Origin of the sequence: Flavobacterium sp. (genome assembly GCF_046293665.1) — a bacterium.
Lineage (GTDB): Bacteria > Bacteroidota > Bacteroidia > Flavobacteriales > Flavobacteriaceae > Flavobacterium.
Window position 1 is genome coordinate 117711 of record NZ_JBKBOL010000005.1, and the last position, 15325, is coordinate 133035.

Genomic DNA, 15325 nt, shown 5'->3' on the forward strand with positions numbered 1-15325 from the left:
TTATAAGTTAAATATTTTGTAACTCTGATGGGTTGTTTTTACTATGTTTTCGGTTCGTTCCGGATGCGTGTCTGAGATGAACAATTGCCCGAATTCCTCGTTGTTGACCATTTCTATAATCTTGCTGACACGAAATTCATCCAGTTTATCAAAAATATCATCAAAAAGTAGAATCGGTTTCTCACCACTTTGTTTTTTGACAAAATCAAATTGGGCCAATTTCAAAGCGATTAGAAATGATTTCTGCTGGCCTTGAGAACCAAACTTTTTGATTGGATATTGATCAATTTCGAAAGATAAATCGTCTTTGTGAACCCCAACTGAAGTGTATTGTAAAGCCCTGTCTTTATTGAGGTTTTCTTCTAATAAGGTCAAAGTATTTTTCTCGAATAAATCACTTTGATAAACCAATTGCACTGTTTCGGCAGAGTTAGTAATGTCTTGATGGTATTGATTGAAAATCGGAATGAACTCTTCCAAAAAATGTTGTCTTTTCTCAAAAATGGCTTTGCCTAAATTATCCAATTGCTCATTATAGATACTTAAGGTATCTTTTTCGAATACATGATTCAACGCGAAATACTTCAACAAAGCATTGCGCTGGCTGATGATTTTTTGGTATTGGATGAGTTGTTGTAAATAAGTATTGTCCAATTGCGAAATCACACTGTCCATAAATTTACGTCGTGTTTCGCTACCTTCTATAATTAAATCTCGGTCAGCGGGCGAAATAATTACTAGCGGAATAAATCCGATATGGTCGGAGAATTTTTCGTAGGGTTTGCTATTGCGCTTTAGGATTTTCTTTTGGCCTTTTTTTAAACTGCAGAGAATTTGTTCGGAACGGTTATTTTTTTCGAATTCACCATCTACTACAAAAAACTCTTCGCCGTGTTTGATGTTTTGTACTGCTAACGGATTGAAATAACTTTTTCCATTGGCCAAATGATAAATAGCGTCGAGGATATTGGTTTTTCCAATGCCGTTTTTGCCTACGAAACAATTGATTTTGGCATCAAATTCGAAGGTAGCTTCCGAAAAATTCTTGTAATTGAGTACTGAAATTCGCTTTAAAAACAATTTGGTTTTGTTTGAAATTAGTGTTTAAACTCCTTATTTATATGGGAAAATAGTTGATTTATCGCAGTCAATCCAAATCCTTAAAGTAAAGAGGTGTAAATTATTCAAAAATATCGACAAAAATAGCTTTTAAATATGAATAAAAATTTTATTTTTGCGCACACTAAATTAAAAATAGATGGCAACTTTTAACAAAAGAGGATATAGATCACCAAAAGAAAAAGAAGAGAAATTAGATAATAATTTTATCGAAGATGTGAATGTTGATGCTAAAGACAGTACAACTGCAAAAGCTTTCGATACTTTAGATGAATCAGCTTCAAGAGCGGAGGATTTTATTGCAAAAAATCAAAAAGTGATTTTAGGTTTTCTTGTAGCCTTGGTATTGGCTGTTGTTGGGTATTTTGCTTACGACAAGTTTATTGCTGAGCCAAACCAACAAGACGCGGCTGATCAGTTATTTGTAGCGCAACAAAATTTCCAAAAAGCTGTTGATGGTGATGTGAAAGCAGATTCATTATTCAATTTAGTATTAAATGGTTCTGAAGGTAAATTTGGTGCAGTTAAAATCGCTGAAGAATATTCAGGAACAGCAGCCGGAAATTTAGCCAACTATTACGCAGGAATTGCTTACTTAAACACCGGAAAATATGCAGAAGCGATTGCTAGTTTAGAGAAATTTTCCTCAAAAGATGTTACTATAAGTGCTTTGGCAAAAGGAGCTATTGGGGATGCTTATGCCCAACAAAATAAGCAAAAAGAGGCTTTAGAGTTTTATGTGAAAGCAGCAGATGCTAACACTACTAACGATTTCACCCGACCAAGATTTTTGTTGAAAGCAGGAAAAACAGCTTTAGCTTTAGGAAATAAAGCAGAAGCTTTAAAATATTTCACCGAAATCAAAGATAATTTCGATATGTCACCTGAAGGACAACAAATCGATGCTTTGATTGGATTAGCTCAATAAATAAATTACGAATTTCAAATTATGAATTACGAACAGTGAATCATAATTCGTAATTCATAATTCATAATTAATTATGGCTACGGCAAATAAAAACTTATCCAATTACGATAAAAACACAATCCCAAACGCGAAGGACTTTCGGTTTGGGATTGTTGTTTCAGAATGGAACGACCATATTACAAACGGCTTGTATAACGGTGCCGAAGTAGCATTATTAGATTGTGGCGCGTTACCCGAAAATATAATTCGTTGGAATGTACCCGGAAGTTTCGAACTCGTTTATGGCGCACAACGCATGATTGTCACGCAAGAAGTTGATGTGGTGATTACTATAGGTTGTGTGATAAAAGGCGAAACAATGCATTTTGAGTTTGTTTGCGAAGGTGTAACCCAAGGTATCAAAGACTTGAATGTACAAACCGATGTACCGGTAATCTTTTGTTTATTAACCGATAACAACGAGCAGCAATCCATAGACAGAAGTGGTGGTGTTCACGGTAACAAAGGAACAGAAGCAGCAATTGCAGCAATTAAAATGGCCGATTTGAGAAGAAAAACCATGTAGTTTTACTCGGTTTTAAATACAAAATAGAAGCCTATTCCGTTGTGAATAGGTTTTTTATTTTTAGCCAATTATTAACTAAAAATCCCAATAGTTTTTCGTTAAATTTGCTAACTTCGGTAGCCCAAATACTGAAACCGTAACAAAACACTGAATACAAAAAGAATGTCGAGTATCATCCAATTACTTCCTGATCACGTTGCCAATCAAATTGCTGCCGGCGAAGTGGTGCAAAGACCGGCTTCAGTAGTAAAAGAACTATTGGAAAACGCTGTTGATGCCAAAGCCACCGATATCAAACTCATCATCAAAGACGCCGGAAAATCATTGGTGCAGGTAATTGATAACGGACAAGGAATGAGTGTCACTGATTCGCGATTGTGTTTTGAACGTCATGCGACTTCTAAAATCCGTCAGGCGGAAGATTTGTTTTCTTTGCATACCAAAGGATTTCGTGGTGAAGCCTTAGCTTCGATTGCGGCAATTGCTCATGTGGAAATGAAAACCAAACAAGAACAAGAAGAGTTGGGCGTTCACATTATCATCGAAGGGAGTAAATTTGTTTCGCAAGAACCGGCGGTTTTACCCAAAGGCACTTCGTTTGCGGTTAAGAATTTGTTTTTTAATATTCCGGCACGAAGAAACTTTTTGAAGTCGGAAACCGTTGAACAACGCCATATTGTTGATGAATTCCAACGTGTAGCGATGGCGCATTCGAACATTCATTTTACGATGTACCACAACGGCAGTGAAATGTTCAATTTACCGATTTCGAATTTCAGACAAAGAATAGTCAATATATTTTCGGGTAAAACCAATGAGAAGTTGGTTCCGGTAAAAGAAGAAACAGAAATCGTAAACCTACAAGGATTTATCGGAAAGCCTGAATTTTCTAAGAAAAATAGAGGAGAACAATTCTTTTTTGTCAATAATCGTTTTATCAAAAGCGGATATTTGCATCATGCGGTAATGGCGGCTTATGAAGGTTTGTTGAAAGATGGCGCGCAACCGAGTTATTTTTTATACTTAGATGTTCCGCCGCATACGATTGATATCAATATTCATCCGACTAAAACGGAGATAAAGTTTGACGATGAGCATGCGTTGTATGCCATTTTGCGTTCTTCGATTAAACACAGTTTAGGACAATTTAATGTCGCGCCGGTATTAGATTTCGACCGCGATCCCAATTTAGATACGCCTTATCAATACCAAAATAAAGAAGCTGAATATCCTACGATTCAAGTCGATAGAAGCTATAATCCGTTTTCAGAAGACAAGCAACCGAGTAAATCATTTGCTTCAGCTTCTCATTATAAAAAACCAGAAGCGCAACCGAGTTGGGAAAGTCTTTATGTTGGTTTAAAGCAAGCCGGACAAGAGATAGCCGAAATGACTTTTGAAAATGGAGAGGCAGTAACTTCTTCTTTATTCGAAGAGAATGAGATTGAACAAGAAGTTAAACGTACGTATCAAATCCATAAAAAATACATCGTCAGCCCAATCAAATCGGGTATGGTGATAATCAACCAAAAACGAGCCCACGAACGTGTTTTATATGAAGAGTTTTTAACGAGTATGACTGTGAAACAAGCTTCTAGCCAGCAGTTGTTGTTTCCGTTGCAGTTGTTTTATTCTTCGGATGAGGTAGTATTATTGTCGGAATTAAAAACTTCTTTGGAAAATACCGGTTTTGTTTTTGAAGCGATTGAAGAAGATAACGTACTCATTTCTGGTTTACCTGTCAATGTGACCGAAAGTGAGATTTCAATTGTTTTGGAAGAGTTATTGAGTGATTTACAAGATGGCATTCCGGATAATAGTTTTTCACAAAATGACACCATTGCTAAGTCGATGGCCAGAAGTTTAGCAATTAAAACCGGAACCTATTTAACCGAAAAAGAACAAGAGAATTTGGTACACAATCTTTTTGCTTGCAAGGAGCCAAATGTGTCACCGTTTCAAAAACCAACTTTCATCACAATGAGTGTGGAAGATTTAGATAAAAAATTCAGCTTATGATGCGAATGACCGATACTGTAAAGCAGTTACTGATTATCAATATTATATTTTACATTGGTTCTAATTATGTAGGCGATGTAGCTTACCAATTGTTTTCTTTGTATTATCCTGAGAATCCGAATTTCAGATTTTGGCAACCGCTGACCAGTATGTTTATGCATGCTAAAGCACCTAATTTTATGCATATTCTTTTCAATATGTTTGCTTTATATTCTTTTGGAAGTGCGTTGGAACATTTTTGGGGTTCAAAAAAGTTCTTGTTTTTTTATATTTCCTGCGGAATTGGTGCTTCTTTATTGTATATGGGAATGAATTATTATACTTTTCACCAAGGGGTAAATTTATTAGTTGAAAATGGTCAAAATCAAGCATATATTTTAAAGACTTTAGCAGAGGGAAAATATGATACCAATTGGGAAAACATCATTCCATTAAGTGATTTTAGCAACATGATGTCAAGTTATTTAGTTCCTGCGGTTGGAGCATCCGGAGCTATTTATGGTTTACTGACTGCATTTGCTTTTATGTTTCCTAATGCTGAGTTGGGCATAATGTTTATTCCAATTCCAATTAAAGCCAAATATTTTGTACCGGGATTATTGGCTGTCGATTTATTTTTAGGATTTAAAGGCAGTTCTATTTTTGGCAGTGGCGGAACAGGAGTAGCTCACTTTGCTCACTTGGGCGGTGCGTTAACCGGATTTATCATGATGTGGTATTGGAAAAAGAATTCATTCAATAAAAATCGTTGGGATTAGGTATGAGTATCATTGAAGATTTAAAACTGCAATACAAAATAGGAGGCATTGCCAATAAAATGATTTATTGGAATGTGGGTCTTTTTTTGTTGTCGATTCCTTTCTTTTACCAATTTAAGATTGGTGTTTTTGCTTATCCGGATTGGTTGGCTGTTTCTTCAGAACCTTTGGTAATTCTATACAAACCTTGGACTTTATTAACCTATGCTTTTTTTCATTCCGGTTTTTTTCACCTGTTTTTCAACATGATGGTGTTGCATTTTGCTAGCCGATTGTTTCTCACTTTTTTTACGCAAAAACAGTATTTAGGCTTATACCTTTTAAGCGCTGTTTTTGCCGGAATAGTTTATGTACTGAGCTTTTATTTACTGGGTAATTACTCAAATATGGTTGGTGCTTCGGGAGCAATCATGGCTTTGTTGGTTGCTACAACGACCTATCAGCCTTTAATGGAGGTTAGATTATTATTGATTGGTAATGTTAAACTGTGGCACATTACAGGCGTGTTATTACTATTGGATTTACTGCAAATTCAAATGAATAATACAGGCGGTCACATTGCCCATTTAAGCGGAGCATTTTTTGGTTATATTTACATCAAGTTATTACAAAACGGAACGGATTTAAGTCGGATGGTGAGTTCAGTAATTGATTTTTTGGCCAATTTATCTAGCCCAAGGAAATCCACACCCTTTAAAAAAGTACACGTTAATCCCAAAAAACCTACTATAAAACGAGAGAGTAAAATTGTTGCCAAAGACAAAACACAACAACAAATTGATGAGATTTTGGATAAAATTAGTCAATCGGGTTATGACAGCCTAACTGCTGAAGAGAAAGAGTTTCTTTTCAAGGCAGGTAAATAATTGTAAATGAAGAAACTATCGTGGTTCAACAAAGTGGTTTTCGGGTTTAATATAGTAGTGACTGTATTGACGTTTATCGCCTATGTATTGCCTTTTTTGGCGCCAAAATTATTTCCGTTACTTTCGGTATTGACTTTGATTCTGCCGATGTTTCTTATCCTAAATGCGCTGTTTTTTGTTTATTGGCTGATACAGTTAAAGCGACAAGTAATGCTTTCTGGATTGGTTTTACTTTTGGGCATTACTTTTATCAATAAATTTTATAAGTTTTCTTCTAATGATTTGCCCGAAGAAGAGAAAGATTTTACGGTAATGAGTTACAATGTACGTTTGTTTAACTTGTTTGATTGGCTTCCCAATGATCATGTTGGCGATACGATTTTGTCTTTTATCAATGAGCAAAACCCGGATATTCTTTGCATACAAGAGTATTCTGAAAATGCAAAAGTAGATTTAAGAGTGTACAAGTACAAAGCAATTTTCATGGAAGGAAAGCAAATCAAAACCGGACAAGCTATTTTTTCAAAATTCCCAATTTTTAATCAAGGCGATTTTAAAATTCCGCAAGCGGGAAATAATATTATTTATGCCGATATCAAAAAAGGAAAAGACACCATTCGCGTGTACAATATTCATTTACAATCCATAAAAATTTCACCCGATGTCAGTGAAATTCAAGAACACGTTGAGACGATTGATCAAAACAAATCGCAGCAACTTTTTGGAAGAATAAGAGACGCTTTCAAAAAACAAGAACAGCAAGCCGCCGTTTTAGTAAATCATAAAAAAGAATGTAAATATCCGGTAATCATTTGCGGAGACATGAACAATAGTGCGTTTTCATATATCTACAGAAATATAAAAGGTGACTTGAATGATTGTTTTGAAGAAGCCGGAAATGGTTTTGGACAAACGTATAAATTCAAATATTATCCGGCAAGAATCGATTATATTTTTGCCAATAAAAGTATGAAAGTAAAGAGTTTTAAAAGTTTCTCCAAATTTGAGAATTCCGATCACTTTCCGGTAATGACCAGACTTTCTTTTGTGAAGTAATTATAATTCTTGTTTCTTCAAATAATCCAAAGCATACCGACCTTCATTGAACAATAAATCCAAGATGCTTAAATTGTTCAAGTAGCCGTGTTTTTCTCCAAAAACTTGAGTGTAAGATTCAAACTTCGAGGTGTCTTTTTTACCATTAATCAAGTTTCTGAAATCCAATTTATCGGTTACTTCATGAAAAAACTCAGTAGTTTCATTATAGTCGAATTCGAGTCCGAGACATTTTGAAACAATTGACATAGTTTCAAAATTTAAATCCATTAGAAATTCATGCTTTTTTTCAAATATCGGACGGATATCATCTTCAAAATATTCAAAGAAAGGGGAAGTTCTATAAGCAGCCTCAAGCGATTTAAAGTGCTGTTTTTGCCAATCAAAAGCAGTTTCCAGCTTAACATCTTTGGTCTTTTGATGCGCTTCTTTGGAATGTTTTATAGGAATGTTTAGCAACTGAATACCATTTGGGCTATAAATGTACATTCGGTTCCGATTGGTCTGTTTTTGGAAATTGTCATCCATTTCAAAAGTCACCAAATCACTTTGGGCCATCGCCACAAAATGACTGATGGACGGGAAATAGCTTGGATGGATAAGTATGTTGTTCATTTATTGGTTCTAAGTTCTAAGTTGTAGTTGCACGTTTTTTAGCTTATAACCTACAACTTACAACCTGTAACAATTAAGCTTTAGCGTCTTTTCGCTTTTTCCAGAAATAATCGCCCAAAACATACAAAACTACTAAACCAAGGAAGTATTTTAAGTAGGATTCCGGTTGGCCTTCTCCGTTAACGGTGGTGAACATTCTGTCCCAGCGAATTTTGTTGAGTCCGCTTCCGTTGGTATCCCAACTTAACCAAATGAATACCGGTTTACCAACGACATGATCTTCGGGAACAAAACCCCAATAACGACTGTCTTCAGAGTTGTTTCGGTTGTCTCCCATCATCCAATAGTAGTTTTGTGCGAAAGTATAAGTAGTCACTTTTTGATCATCAATGTAAATATCGTCACCCACTACTTTTAAATCATGTTTTTCATAAACAGTGATTAATCTCTTGTATTGAGGAAGATTTTCTTTAGTTAAAGTAATCGATTTTCCAGCTTCAGGGATATAAATAGGCCCCATGTTATCAGAACTCCAATTTGGATTTCGGCTAAAAATATTTCCTTCTGCATTTTTATTGATAACTTTGGTCACCGATTTAATGCCACTAACTTGTTTCAAAGCAGTTGCGCCTTCGTTAGTTAGGGCTTTAATAAAAATAGTATCTTTTGTTTGATTTATAAACCCGGCACCATCGGTTGAACCTACTTCTTTTAAAATATACTCAAAATCGATAGCTACATTCGCATCATAAGTCATGTAATAAGCGTGTTGTGGCTTAGCCCTTTCAGGTAAAATCAATTCTTTTCCATTAATATGAACTACTCCATTTTTGATTTCTAAGTTATCACCGGGAGTTCCTTGGCACCGCTTAACATAATTTGATTTTTTGTCAATTGGCTTAACAATACTTCTGCCTGAAGTGTCAAAAAATTTGTAAACGGTATCCGCTGGCCAGTTGAAAACAACAATGTCGTTTTTTTCAATTTTCTCAAATCCGGGAAATCTGAAGTAAGGCAATTGTGGCCAACTCAAGTATGATTTTGTTTTTACAATGGGTAACGTATCGTGAACCATTGGTGCGGCAACAGTCGTAATTGGTGTTCTGGCACCATAATGAAACTTGCTTACAAAAAGGAAATCACCAATTAACAATGACTTTTCTAAAGATGAGGTTGGAATAGTAAATGGTTGCATAACATACGTATGCACTAAAGTGGCTACTACTATTGCAAAAAGAATAGAACTTATGGTATCTCCGGTTTTCGTGTTTGCCACTAAACTTCTATCGCTGATATGAGTAACGTTTTGGGTGTAATTGATGTAATAAATATAAAGACCAAAAGTAAAAATTCCTAACCAAGTGTCAGCGCTTGATTTTCGACCAAAACTTCTCAAAGTTTCTACCCAAACTACCGGAAACATAATCAAATTGATGATTGGAACGAATAGGAGTAAGGTCCACAAAGTTGGGCGACCGATGATTTTCATCAAAACGATTGCATTGTAAACCGGGACAAAAGCTTCCCATCTTTTTCTTCCTGCTTTTTCATATAATTTCCAAGTGCCTAAACCGTGGATGACTTGAACTATCAAGAAAAAAACTAACCATTGATATGTTGACATAATGTTGGGTTTAAAAGTTTATTTGGCCATAAGTTTATCAAACTAAGCTTTTGTTACAATTTCGAATTTTGTTATTTTAAGTCAAGGACATCTTTCATTGAAAACACACCGTTTTTTCCAATAATCCATTCGGCTGCTAAAACAGCGCCTAAAGCAAAACCTTCGCGATTGTGCGCTACGTGTTTGATTTCAATGAAGTCAACGTCTGAGCTGTAGTAAACACTATGCGTTCCGGGAACATTTTCAATTCTTTTGGCATCGATATGAATCTGGTTTTCAGTAGCCGTTTCTTCAGTCCAAGAATCGTAAGCCGAGTTTTCGATAATGCCTTTGGCTAAAGAAATAGCTGTTCCACTCGGAGAATCCAGTTTTTGAGTGTGGTGAATTTCTTCCATAGACACTTTGTAAACTGATGAAAATCTTGCCATCATTTTGGCCAAATAATCATTGAGTTCAAAGAATAAATTGACACCCAAACTAAAATTGGAACCGTATAAAAAAGCACCGTTTTTTTCTTGGCATAATTGTACTACTTCATCGTATTGTTCTAACCAACCGGTTGTACCGCAAACTACCGGAATTCCTCGGTTGATGCCTTCTGAAATGTTTTGAACAGCAGCCATCGGCACACTGAAATCAATAGCAACATCGGCATTTTCTAATCCTTCATAAGTATTGGATTCGTCTTTTCTCAAAACAATTTCGTGTCCTCTTTCCAAAGCGATTCTTTCAATCACTTTACCCATTTTTCCGTATCCCAGAAGTGCAATTTTCATTAGAATTTGTAATTTAAAGTTAGGCCAATATTGGGTTTAGCCGTGAAATCATTTTGGTAAACATCTGGCGCAACGGAAAGTTTGTCGCTCACATTAAATTGGATTAAATGTGCATCAACATTGGCATCAACAATATTTAAAATATAAAACCCAAGGGTTACAATCAGCGATAAATCTCTGTTTCGTTGGTAAAATCGTTGGGCTTGAACCAAACGAGAATCGTCGAGATATTGGTATTGGTCATCGTTAAAACCGGCCAATCTTCTTTTATAAGCATCGCGATAGCTGTGGTATTTTTTGTTATTGTCAAGGTAGAAATACATACTCGTTCCGATAGCACCGTAAACGATGGGTATTTTCCAATATTTTTTATTGTAAGCTTGACCTAAACCAGGTAAAATAGCCGAGTAGAAAGCAGCTTTTGCAGGAGTTAACGGGTCGATTTCTTTCATTTTTGTCGTATCGGTAACCACTAATCCGTTAATCACTTCTTGTGAAAAAAGGCTTTGATTTCCAATCAGAAAAAAAAGAACAATTATGTAGTGTAGCTTATTCACTAACCTTTGATTAATTTGATGATACGGTTAAAATCTTCTTCAGAGTGAAAAGGAATGGTGATTTTACCTTTACCGTTTCCGGCTACTTTGACGTCGATTTTGGTGCCGAAAAAATTAGTGAAAGCCTTTTTTTGGTCTTCAGCTATGGCAAAACTTTCTCCTTTTTTCGTTTTAGTCGCTGCCGGTTTTAAACTGTCTTGGTAATTTTTTACCAAAGCTTCGGTTTCACGAACAGAGAGATTTTGGCTTACAATTTTTTGGTAAATATCAGCTTGAATGTCTTGGTTTTCGATATTGATAATGGCACGACCATGTCCCATACTGATAAATCCATCTCGAATTCCGGTTTGGATAATCGGATCTAACTTTAATAGCCTTAAATAGTTAGCGATAGTCGAACGTTTTTTACCAACACGTTCGCTCATTTGTTCTTGGGTCAATTGTATTTCGTCAATCAATCTTTGGTACGAAAGGGCAATTTCAATCGGATCTAAGTCATGACGTTGGATGTTTTCCACTAAAGCCATAATCAACGACTCGTTGTCATTGGCAATCCTAATGTAAGCCGGAACAGTGGTCAATCCGACCAATTTAGAAGCACGCAAACGGCGTTCTCCCGAAATCAGTTGGTATTTATTGAAGTCTAATTTACGAACGGTAATCGGTTGAATAAGCCCTAATTCCTTAATCGAAGAGGCTAATTCCTGTAAAGATTCTTCGTTGAAATTGGTTCTCGGCTGAAACGGATTAATCTCAATAGATTCAATGTCTAATTCGATGATATTCCCAACCACTTTATCGGCATTTTTATCGTTTACCGATTTGATGTCGTTTTCAGGATCTTTCAATAGGGCAGATAATCCTCTTCCTAAGGCTTGTTTCTTTATCGCTTTTGCCATGGCTTAATTGCTGTTTTTCTTGATGATTTCTTGTGCCAAACTTAAGTAGTTTGTAGCGCCTCGGCTGGTAGCGTCAAAATTTATGATGCTTTCTCCAAAACTTGGTGCTTCACTCAATTTCACATTACGCTGAATGATGGTTTTAAACACCATATCGTTGAAATGTTTCTGAACTTCTTCTACAACTTGATTTGACAAACGCAAACGCGAGTCATACATTGTTAGTAAAAGGCCTTCGATATCTAAGTTGGGATTGTGTATTTTTTGTACGCTTTTAATAGTATTCAGCAATTTTCCTAAACCTTCCAGCGCAAAATATTCGCATTGAATCGGAATTACTACACTATCGGCTGCGGTTAAAGCATTCAAAGTCAATAAACCTAGCGATGGCGCACAATCAATAAGGATGTAGTCGTATTGGTCTTTTACGCTTTCTAGGGCTTGTTTTAGCATGTATTCGCGGTTTTCTTTATCAACCAATTCGATTTCGATGGCCACCAAATCAATATGTGCCGGAACAACCCAAACATTAGGTGCTGTACAAGCAATAGTAGCTTCTGCCGGAGTGTTACTGTGTTCTAAAATTTGGTAAGTACCAATTTCAACACTTTCTACATCAATACCCAAACCTGAACTCGCATTGGCTTGTGGATCAGCATCAATTAATAACACTTTTTTTTCTAAAACACCCAGTGATGCGGCAAGATTTACAGAAGTTGTTGTTTTTCCGACACCACCTTTTTGGTTGGCTATTGCAATGATTTTACCCATTTATTTTTGATAGATTTTGAGCCGTAAAAATACGATTAATTATGGGTTTGTCAAGGCTTATTTGTTAACATTTAGGTAAAGTTTTGAGCGAGAGAAAAGAAGGAAGAGAAAAGAGGAAAAATTTACTTTTTTCTGTTTCCATATATTGCTAGAGCTAGTAGTGATAAGATAGAAACACCTAAATTAATCCAATAGTTAATACTTTTGTTTTCAAATGTTGGAATCAAAAATAACAGAAAATTTATTGAAACTGCAATTACAATTATGCCTATAAAAATTTCTTTTAATGCTTTTTTGTCTTTTTCTACGAAAGGGAATATTAGAGCTAAAAGAATGTAAATCGTCAGCCCAGATAATAGTCTGTAAAATATATTAATCTGATAAGCACTCATTCCTTTACCTGAGATTAATTCACTTGTGAAATTTTTAACTTTAGCTATAATCGGTTTTCTGTTAATTATTTCATTTTCAATTTGATGTAAATGTTTTCGTTTGTTAATATTTGCTGTACTATCATTAGGGATTATCTCGTAAATATTTTTTAATTGAGAAATTTTTTGATTAGTCCTGTAGTTGAACGAGAAATTAAATGTATCATTTATTACAAATAATAAAAAGATGAAGCTAATTGTAAATATAGTTCTCCTAGAAAATGATATATTTTTGTCAGTTAAAACATTTAGTATATTAGAGAAGAAATTTTCCATTACTTACTTCCTTTATTTTTAATCATCGCTTCCAACATATCCCACATTTCCTGAGGAATTTTTTCCAAGATATTGAATTGACCGGCACCTTGTAGCCATTCGCCGCCATCAATGGTAATAACTTCACCATTAACATACGCTGAAAAGTCAGAAACCATATAAGCCGCTAAATTGGCCAATTCTTGGTGGTCGCCTACACGTCTTAAAGGCACTTTTTTAGCCATATCAAATTTTTCGGCTAAATCTCCGGGTAACAATCTATCCCAAGCGCCTTTGGTTGGAAATGGTCCCGGAGCAATGGCGTTCATACGGATTCCGTATTTGGCCCATTCAACAGCCAAACTGCGAGTCATGGCTAAAACACCGGCTTTGGCAGTCGCGCTTGGTACTACATAACCTGAACCAGTCCAAGCATAAGTAGTGACAATATTCAATACATTACAATTCGTTTGTTTGGTATTAATCCAATGTTTTCCAAAAGCCAACGTACAGTTTTTAGAACCTTTTAAAACGATATCAATAATCGTATCAAAAGCATTAGCGGATAATCTTTCGGTAGGCGAGATGAAGTTTCCGGCGGCATTATTCAATAAAACATCAACTTTACCGAAGGCTTTTAAAACTTCAGCCAACATCGCTTCGACTTGGTCATAATGACGAACGTCACATTGCAATGGCAAGCATTGTCCTCCTGTTTCAGTTTCTAATTCGGCAGCCGTGGTTTTTAGTTTTTCGATATCTCTTGAAGTAATGGCGACTTTGGCACCTAATTCTAAGAAGTATTTGGTCATGGCTTTGCCCAAACCGCTTCCACCTCCGGTTACTACAATTACTTTGTCTGCCAAGGCATCGTCGCGAAGCATTTTTGCTGAAAAATTCATAAAGCTTTATTTTTTAACTACGTTCGGTTTGCCCAACGGGCTCGTGTGTAAAGATATAAACTTAGCCTTTAGAAAAAAAATAAACCGGATTGAAGTGATGATTTTCAATCCGGTTTATACAATTTACGTATTAACCTAAACGTTTTATTTTTTGATGAATTTTTTGGTGATACTTCCTTTTTTTGAGGTGACTTGCAAAAAGTACATTCCTGAACTTAATGAACTTACCTCCATGGTGTAAATGTAATTGGAATTGTCGACTGTGGTATTTTGCATGATGATTTTACCTTGCATATTAACAATCTTATAGTCAATGAAGTCACTTTGTAAATATCCCGGAATGATATTCAATTGATTGTCTGTGAAAGTAGGAAACATTTTAAATTCGGAAGTGATTGGCGTTTCATCAATATTTAAAGCCTCAAAATTAGTTACTACATTGTCTATTAATAAACGACTACCAAAAGTTGGTACAGAACCTTCTTTTGCCATCGAAAAAGAAATGGTCATAGCACTTTTGATGGCATTTGAAGTGAAATGAATCGGCATATAAATGTATTCAAACTCGCTATTGATTCCCATAATGTCAACTGTTGCGGTACCAATAGTTTGTCCGTTAATGTCAAAAACTTCAATTTTCGCTTCGGCTATGTCATTACCCATTGGTAAAAATTTATAATAAAACCCAATCATATAAACTTGATCGTTTTGAGCTAATGGAATTCCGGCATTCCAACCCGGAAAATCCTGAGAGGCATCGCTAAAAATCGTCGCACTACCAGAAATGACCTCGTTTTGTGTTGCATTAAGGGCATTTGAGATTTCCATAGCATATTGTCCGTTTAAAGCATCTGTCGAGGCATAAACCATAGATGGAATATTTGAAGTATATTGAATTTGGTCAAAAGTTGTCGCTCCGCTTGGGATGTCAATGGTTATGGGTTGCGTAAAATTCATTCCCCAATTGCTCGGTAAAAGATTTGGCTTTACATTTTCAAAATTTCCATTGACCACTTGAGCATTGGCTGCCGAAATGAGTAATAAAGCGAAACTTAAAAAGAGATAATTCTGTTTCATGCGACATGTTTTAATTCACAGAAATTTTTTTCATAGCAATTTCTTAAATATCAAAAGTACAGATAAGATTTCAAATTCACTCAAAATTTAGGTAGACAATAGGTAAA

16 protein-coding genes are annotated in these 15325 nt (G+C 35.6%); 6 read left to right on the forward strand and 10 right to left on the reverse strand.

Features of this window, described 5'->3' with window-relative positions:
• Nucleotides 1-1080 (reverse strand): DNA replication/repair protein RecF, encoded by a 1080-nt coding sequence (recF, locus tag ACK4R1_RS09315; RefSeq protein WP_409686180.1) that lies wholly within the window; start codon nt 1078-1080, stop codon nt 1-3.
• 178 nt (nt 1081-1258) lie between these two features.
• Between recF and ACK4R1_RS09320 the strand changes: the two genes are divergently transcribed.
• From ACK4R1_RS09320 to ACK4R1_RS09345, 6 genes are all read left to right on the forward strand, one after another.
• The gene (locus tag ACK4R1_RS09320; RefSeq protein WP_409686182.1) at nt 1259-2047 is read left to right on the forward strand and encodes a tetratricopeptide repeat protein; all 789 of its coding nucleotides are present in this window, start codon (nt 1259-1261) and stop codon (nt 2045-2047) included.
• A 73-nt stretch (nt 2048-2120) separates the two neighbouring features.
• Nucleotides 2121-2612, forward strand: a complete 492-nt coding sequence (ribH, locus tag ACK4R1_RS09325) for a 6,7-dimethyl-8-ribityllumazine synthase (RefSeq protein ID WP_409686184.1) — start codon at nt 2121-2123, stop codon at nt 2610-2612.
• 162 nt (nt 2613-2774) lie between these two features.
• Nucleotides 2775-4631 carry a DNA mismatch repair endonuclease MutL gene (mutL, locus tag ACK4R1_RS09330; RefSeq protein WP_409686186.1) on the forward strand — a complete coding sequence of 619 codons (1857 nt, stop codon included), beginning with the start codon at nt 2775-2777 and terminating at the stop codon, nt 4629-4631.
• Entirely contained in the window at nt 4628-5389 is a 762-nt protein-coding gene (locus ACK4R1_RS09335) for a rhomboid family intramembrane serine protease (protein ID WP_409686188.1), read from the forward strand. Before mutL ends, ACK4R1_RS09335 begins: the two co-directional genes overlap by 4 nt.
• 2 nt (nt 5390-5391) lie before the next feature.
• Entirely contained in the window at nt 5392-6255 is an 864-nt protein-coding gene (locus tag ACK4R1_RS09340; protein WP_409686190.1) for a rhomboid family intramembrane serine protease, read from the forward strand.
• A gap of 6 nt (nt 6256-6261) precedes the next feature.
• Nucleotides 6262-7311, forward strand: coding sequence for an endonuclease/exonuclease/phosphatase family protein (locus ACK4R1_RS09345; protein ID WP_409686192.1), 1050 nt, complete (start codon nt 6262-6264; stop codon nt 7309-7311).
• Here ACK4R1_RS09345 and ACK4R1_RS09350 read toward each other — a convergent pair whose 3' ends face one another.
• The 9 genes from ACK4R1_RS09350 to ACK4R1_RS09390 all read right to left on the reverse strand — a co-directional run bounded on the left by ACK4R1_RS09350 (nt 7312) and on the right by ACK4R1_RS09390 (nt 15218).
• A complete protein-coding gene (locus ACK4R1_RS09350) occupies nt 7312-7926 on the reverse strand; it encodes a WbqC family protein (protein ID WP_409686193.1) in 615 nt (204 codons plus the stop codon).
• 73 nt (nt 7927-7999) lie between these two features.
• Nucleotides 8000-9550 carry a signal peptidase I gene (lepB, locus tag ACK4R1_RS09355; RefSeq protein ID WP_409686194.1) on the reverse strand — a complete coding sequence of 517 codons (1551 nt, stop codon included), beginning with the start codon at nt 9548-9550 and terminating at the stop codon, nt 8000-8002.
• Nucleotides 9551-9621: 71 nt separating this feature from the next.
• Nucleotides 9622-10326 (reverse strand): 4-hydroxy-tetrahydrodipicolinate reductase, encoded by a 705-nt coding sequence (gene dapB, locus ACK4R1_RS09360; protein ID WP_409686195.1) that lies wholly within the window; start codon nt 10324-10326, stop codon nt 9622-9624.
• Nucleotides 10326-10883 carry a DUF5683 domain-containing protein gene (locus ACK4R1_RS09365; RefSeq protein ID WP_409686197.1) on the reverse strand — a complete coding sequence of 186 codons (558 nt, stop codon included), beginning with the start codon at nt 10881-10883 and terminating at the stop codon, nt 10326-10328. Before ACK4R1_RS09365 ends, dapB begins: the two co-directional genes overlap by 1 nt.
• On the reverse strand, nt 10883-11782 hold the full coding sequence (locus ACK4R1_RS09370; protein ID WP_409686199.1) for a ParB/RepB/Spo0J family partition protein: 900 nt from the start codon (nt 11780-11782) through the stop codon (nt 10883-10885). The genes ACK4R1_RS09365 and ACK4R1_RS09370 overlap by 1 nt, the downstream gene beginning before the upstream one ends.
• Nucleotides 11783-11785: 3 nt before the next feature.
• On the reverse strand, nt 11786-12553 hold the full coding sequence (locus ACK4R1_RS09375) for a ParA family protein (RefSeq protein ID WP_409686201.1): 768 nt from the start codon (nt 12551-12553) through the stop codon (nt 11786-11788).
• Nucleotides 12554-12675: 122 nt separating this feature from the next.
• Nucleotides 12676-13260: a hypothetical protein gene (locus ACK4R1_RS09380; protein ID WP_409686203.1), complete on the reverse strand. Its 585-nt coding sequence runs from the start codon at nt 13258-13260 to the stop codon at nt 12676-12678.
• On the reverse strand, nt 13260-14141 hold the full coding sequence (locus ACK4R1_RS09385) for an SDR family oxidoreductase (RefSeq protein ID WP_409686205.1): 882 nt from the start codon (nt 14139-14141) through the stop codon (nt 13260-13262). Before ACK4R1_RS09385 ends, ACK4R1_RS09380 begins: the two co-directional genes overlap by 1 nt.
• A gap of 144 nt (nt 14142-14285) precedes the next feature.
• Nucleotides 14286-15218 (reverse strand): T9SS type A sorting domain-containing protein, encoded by a 933-nt coding sequence (locus tag ACK4R1_RS09390; protein WP_409686207.1) that lies wholly within the window; start codon nt 15216-15218, stop codon nt 14286-14288.
• Between the last annotated feature and the right edge of the window lie 107 nt (nt 15219-15325).

Excerpts from the sequence above, each read along its gene's own strand:
- ACK4R1_RS09320 (WP_409686182.1), top strand. The coding sequence starts at position 1,259 with ATGGCAACTTTTAACAAAAGAGGATATAGATCACCAAAAGAAAAAGAA.
- ribH (WP_409686184.1), top strand. The coding sequence starts at position 2,121 with ATGGCTACGGCAAATAAAAACTTATCCAATTACGATAAAAACACAATC.
- mutL (WP_409686186.1), top strand. The coding sequence starts at position 2,775 with ATGTCGAGTATCATCCAATTACTTCCTGATCACGTTGCCAATCAAATT.
- ACK4R1_RS09335 (WP_409686188.1), top strand. The coding sequence starts at position 4,628 with ATGATGCGAATGACCGATACTGTAAAGCAGTTACTGATTATCAATATT.
- ACK4R1_RS09340 (WP_409686190.1), top strand. The coding sequence starts at position 5,392 with ATGAGTATCATTGAAGATTTAAAACTGCAATACAAAATAGGAGGCATT.
- ACK4R1_RS09345 (WP_409686192.1), top strand. The coding sequence starts at position 6,262 with ATGAAGAAACTATCGTGGTTCAACAAAGTGGTTTTCGGGTTTAATATA.
- ACK4R1_RS09350 (WP_409686193.1), bottom strand. The coding sequence starts at position 7,926 with ATGAACAACATACTTATCCATCCAAGCTATTTCCCGTCCATCAGTCAT.
- lepB (WP_409686194.1), bottom strand. The coding sequence starts at position 9,550 with ATGTCAACATATCAATGGTTAGTTTTTTTCTTGATAGTTCAAGTCATC.
- dapB (WP_409686195.1), bottom strand. The coding sequence starts at position 10,326 with ATGAAAATTGCACTTCTGGGATACGGAAAAATGGGTAAAGTGATTGAA.
- ACK4R1_RS09370 (WP_409686199.1), bottom strand. The coding sequence starts at position 11,782 with ATGGCAAAAGCGATAAAGAAACAAGCCTTAGGAAGAGGATTATCTGCC.
- ACK4R1_RS09375 (WP_409686201.1), bottom strand. The coding sequence starts at position 12,553 with ATGGGTAAAATCATTGCAATAGCCAACCAAAAAGGTGGTGTCGGAAAA.
- ACK4R1_RS09380 (WP_409686203.1), bottom strand. The coding sequence starts at position 13,260 with ATGGAAAATTTCTTCTCTAATATACTAAATGTTTTAACTGACAAAAAT.
- ACK4R1_RS09385 (WP_409686205.1), bottom strand. The coding sequence starts at position 14,141 with ATGAATTTTTCAGCAAAAATGCTTCGCGACGATGCCTTGGCAGACAAA.
- ACK4R1_RS09390 (WP_409686207.1), bottom strand. The coding sequence starts at position 15,218 with ATGAAACAGAATTATCTCTTTTTAAGTTTCGCTTTATTACTCATTTCG.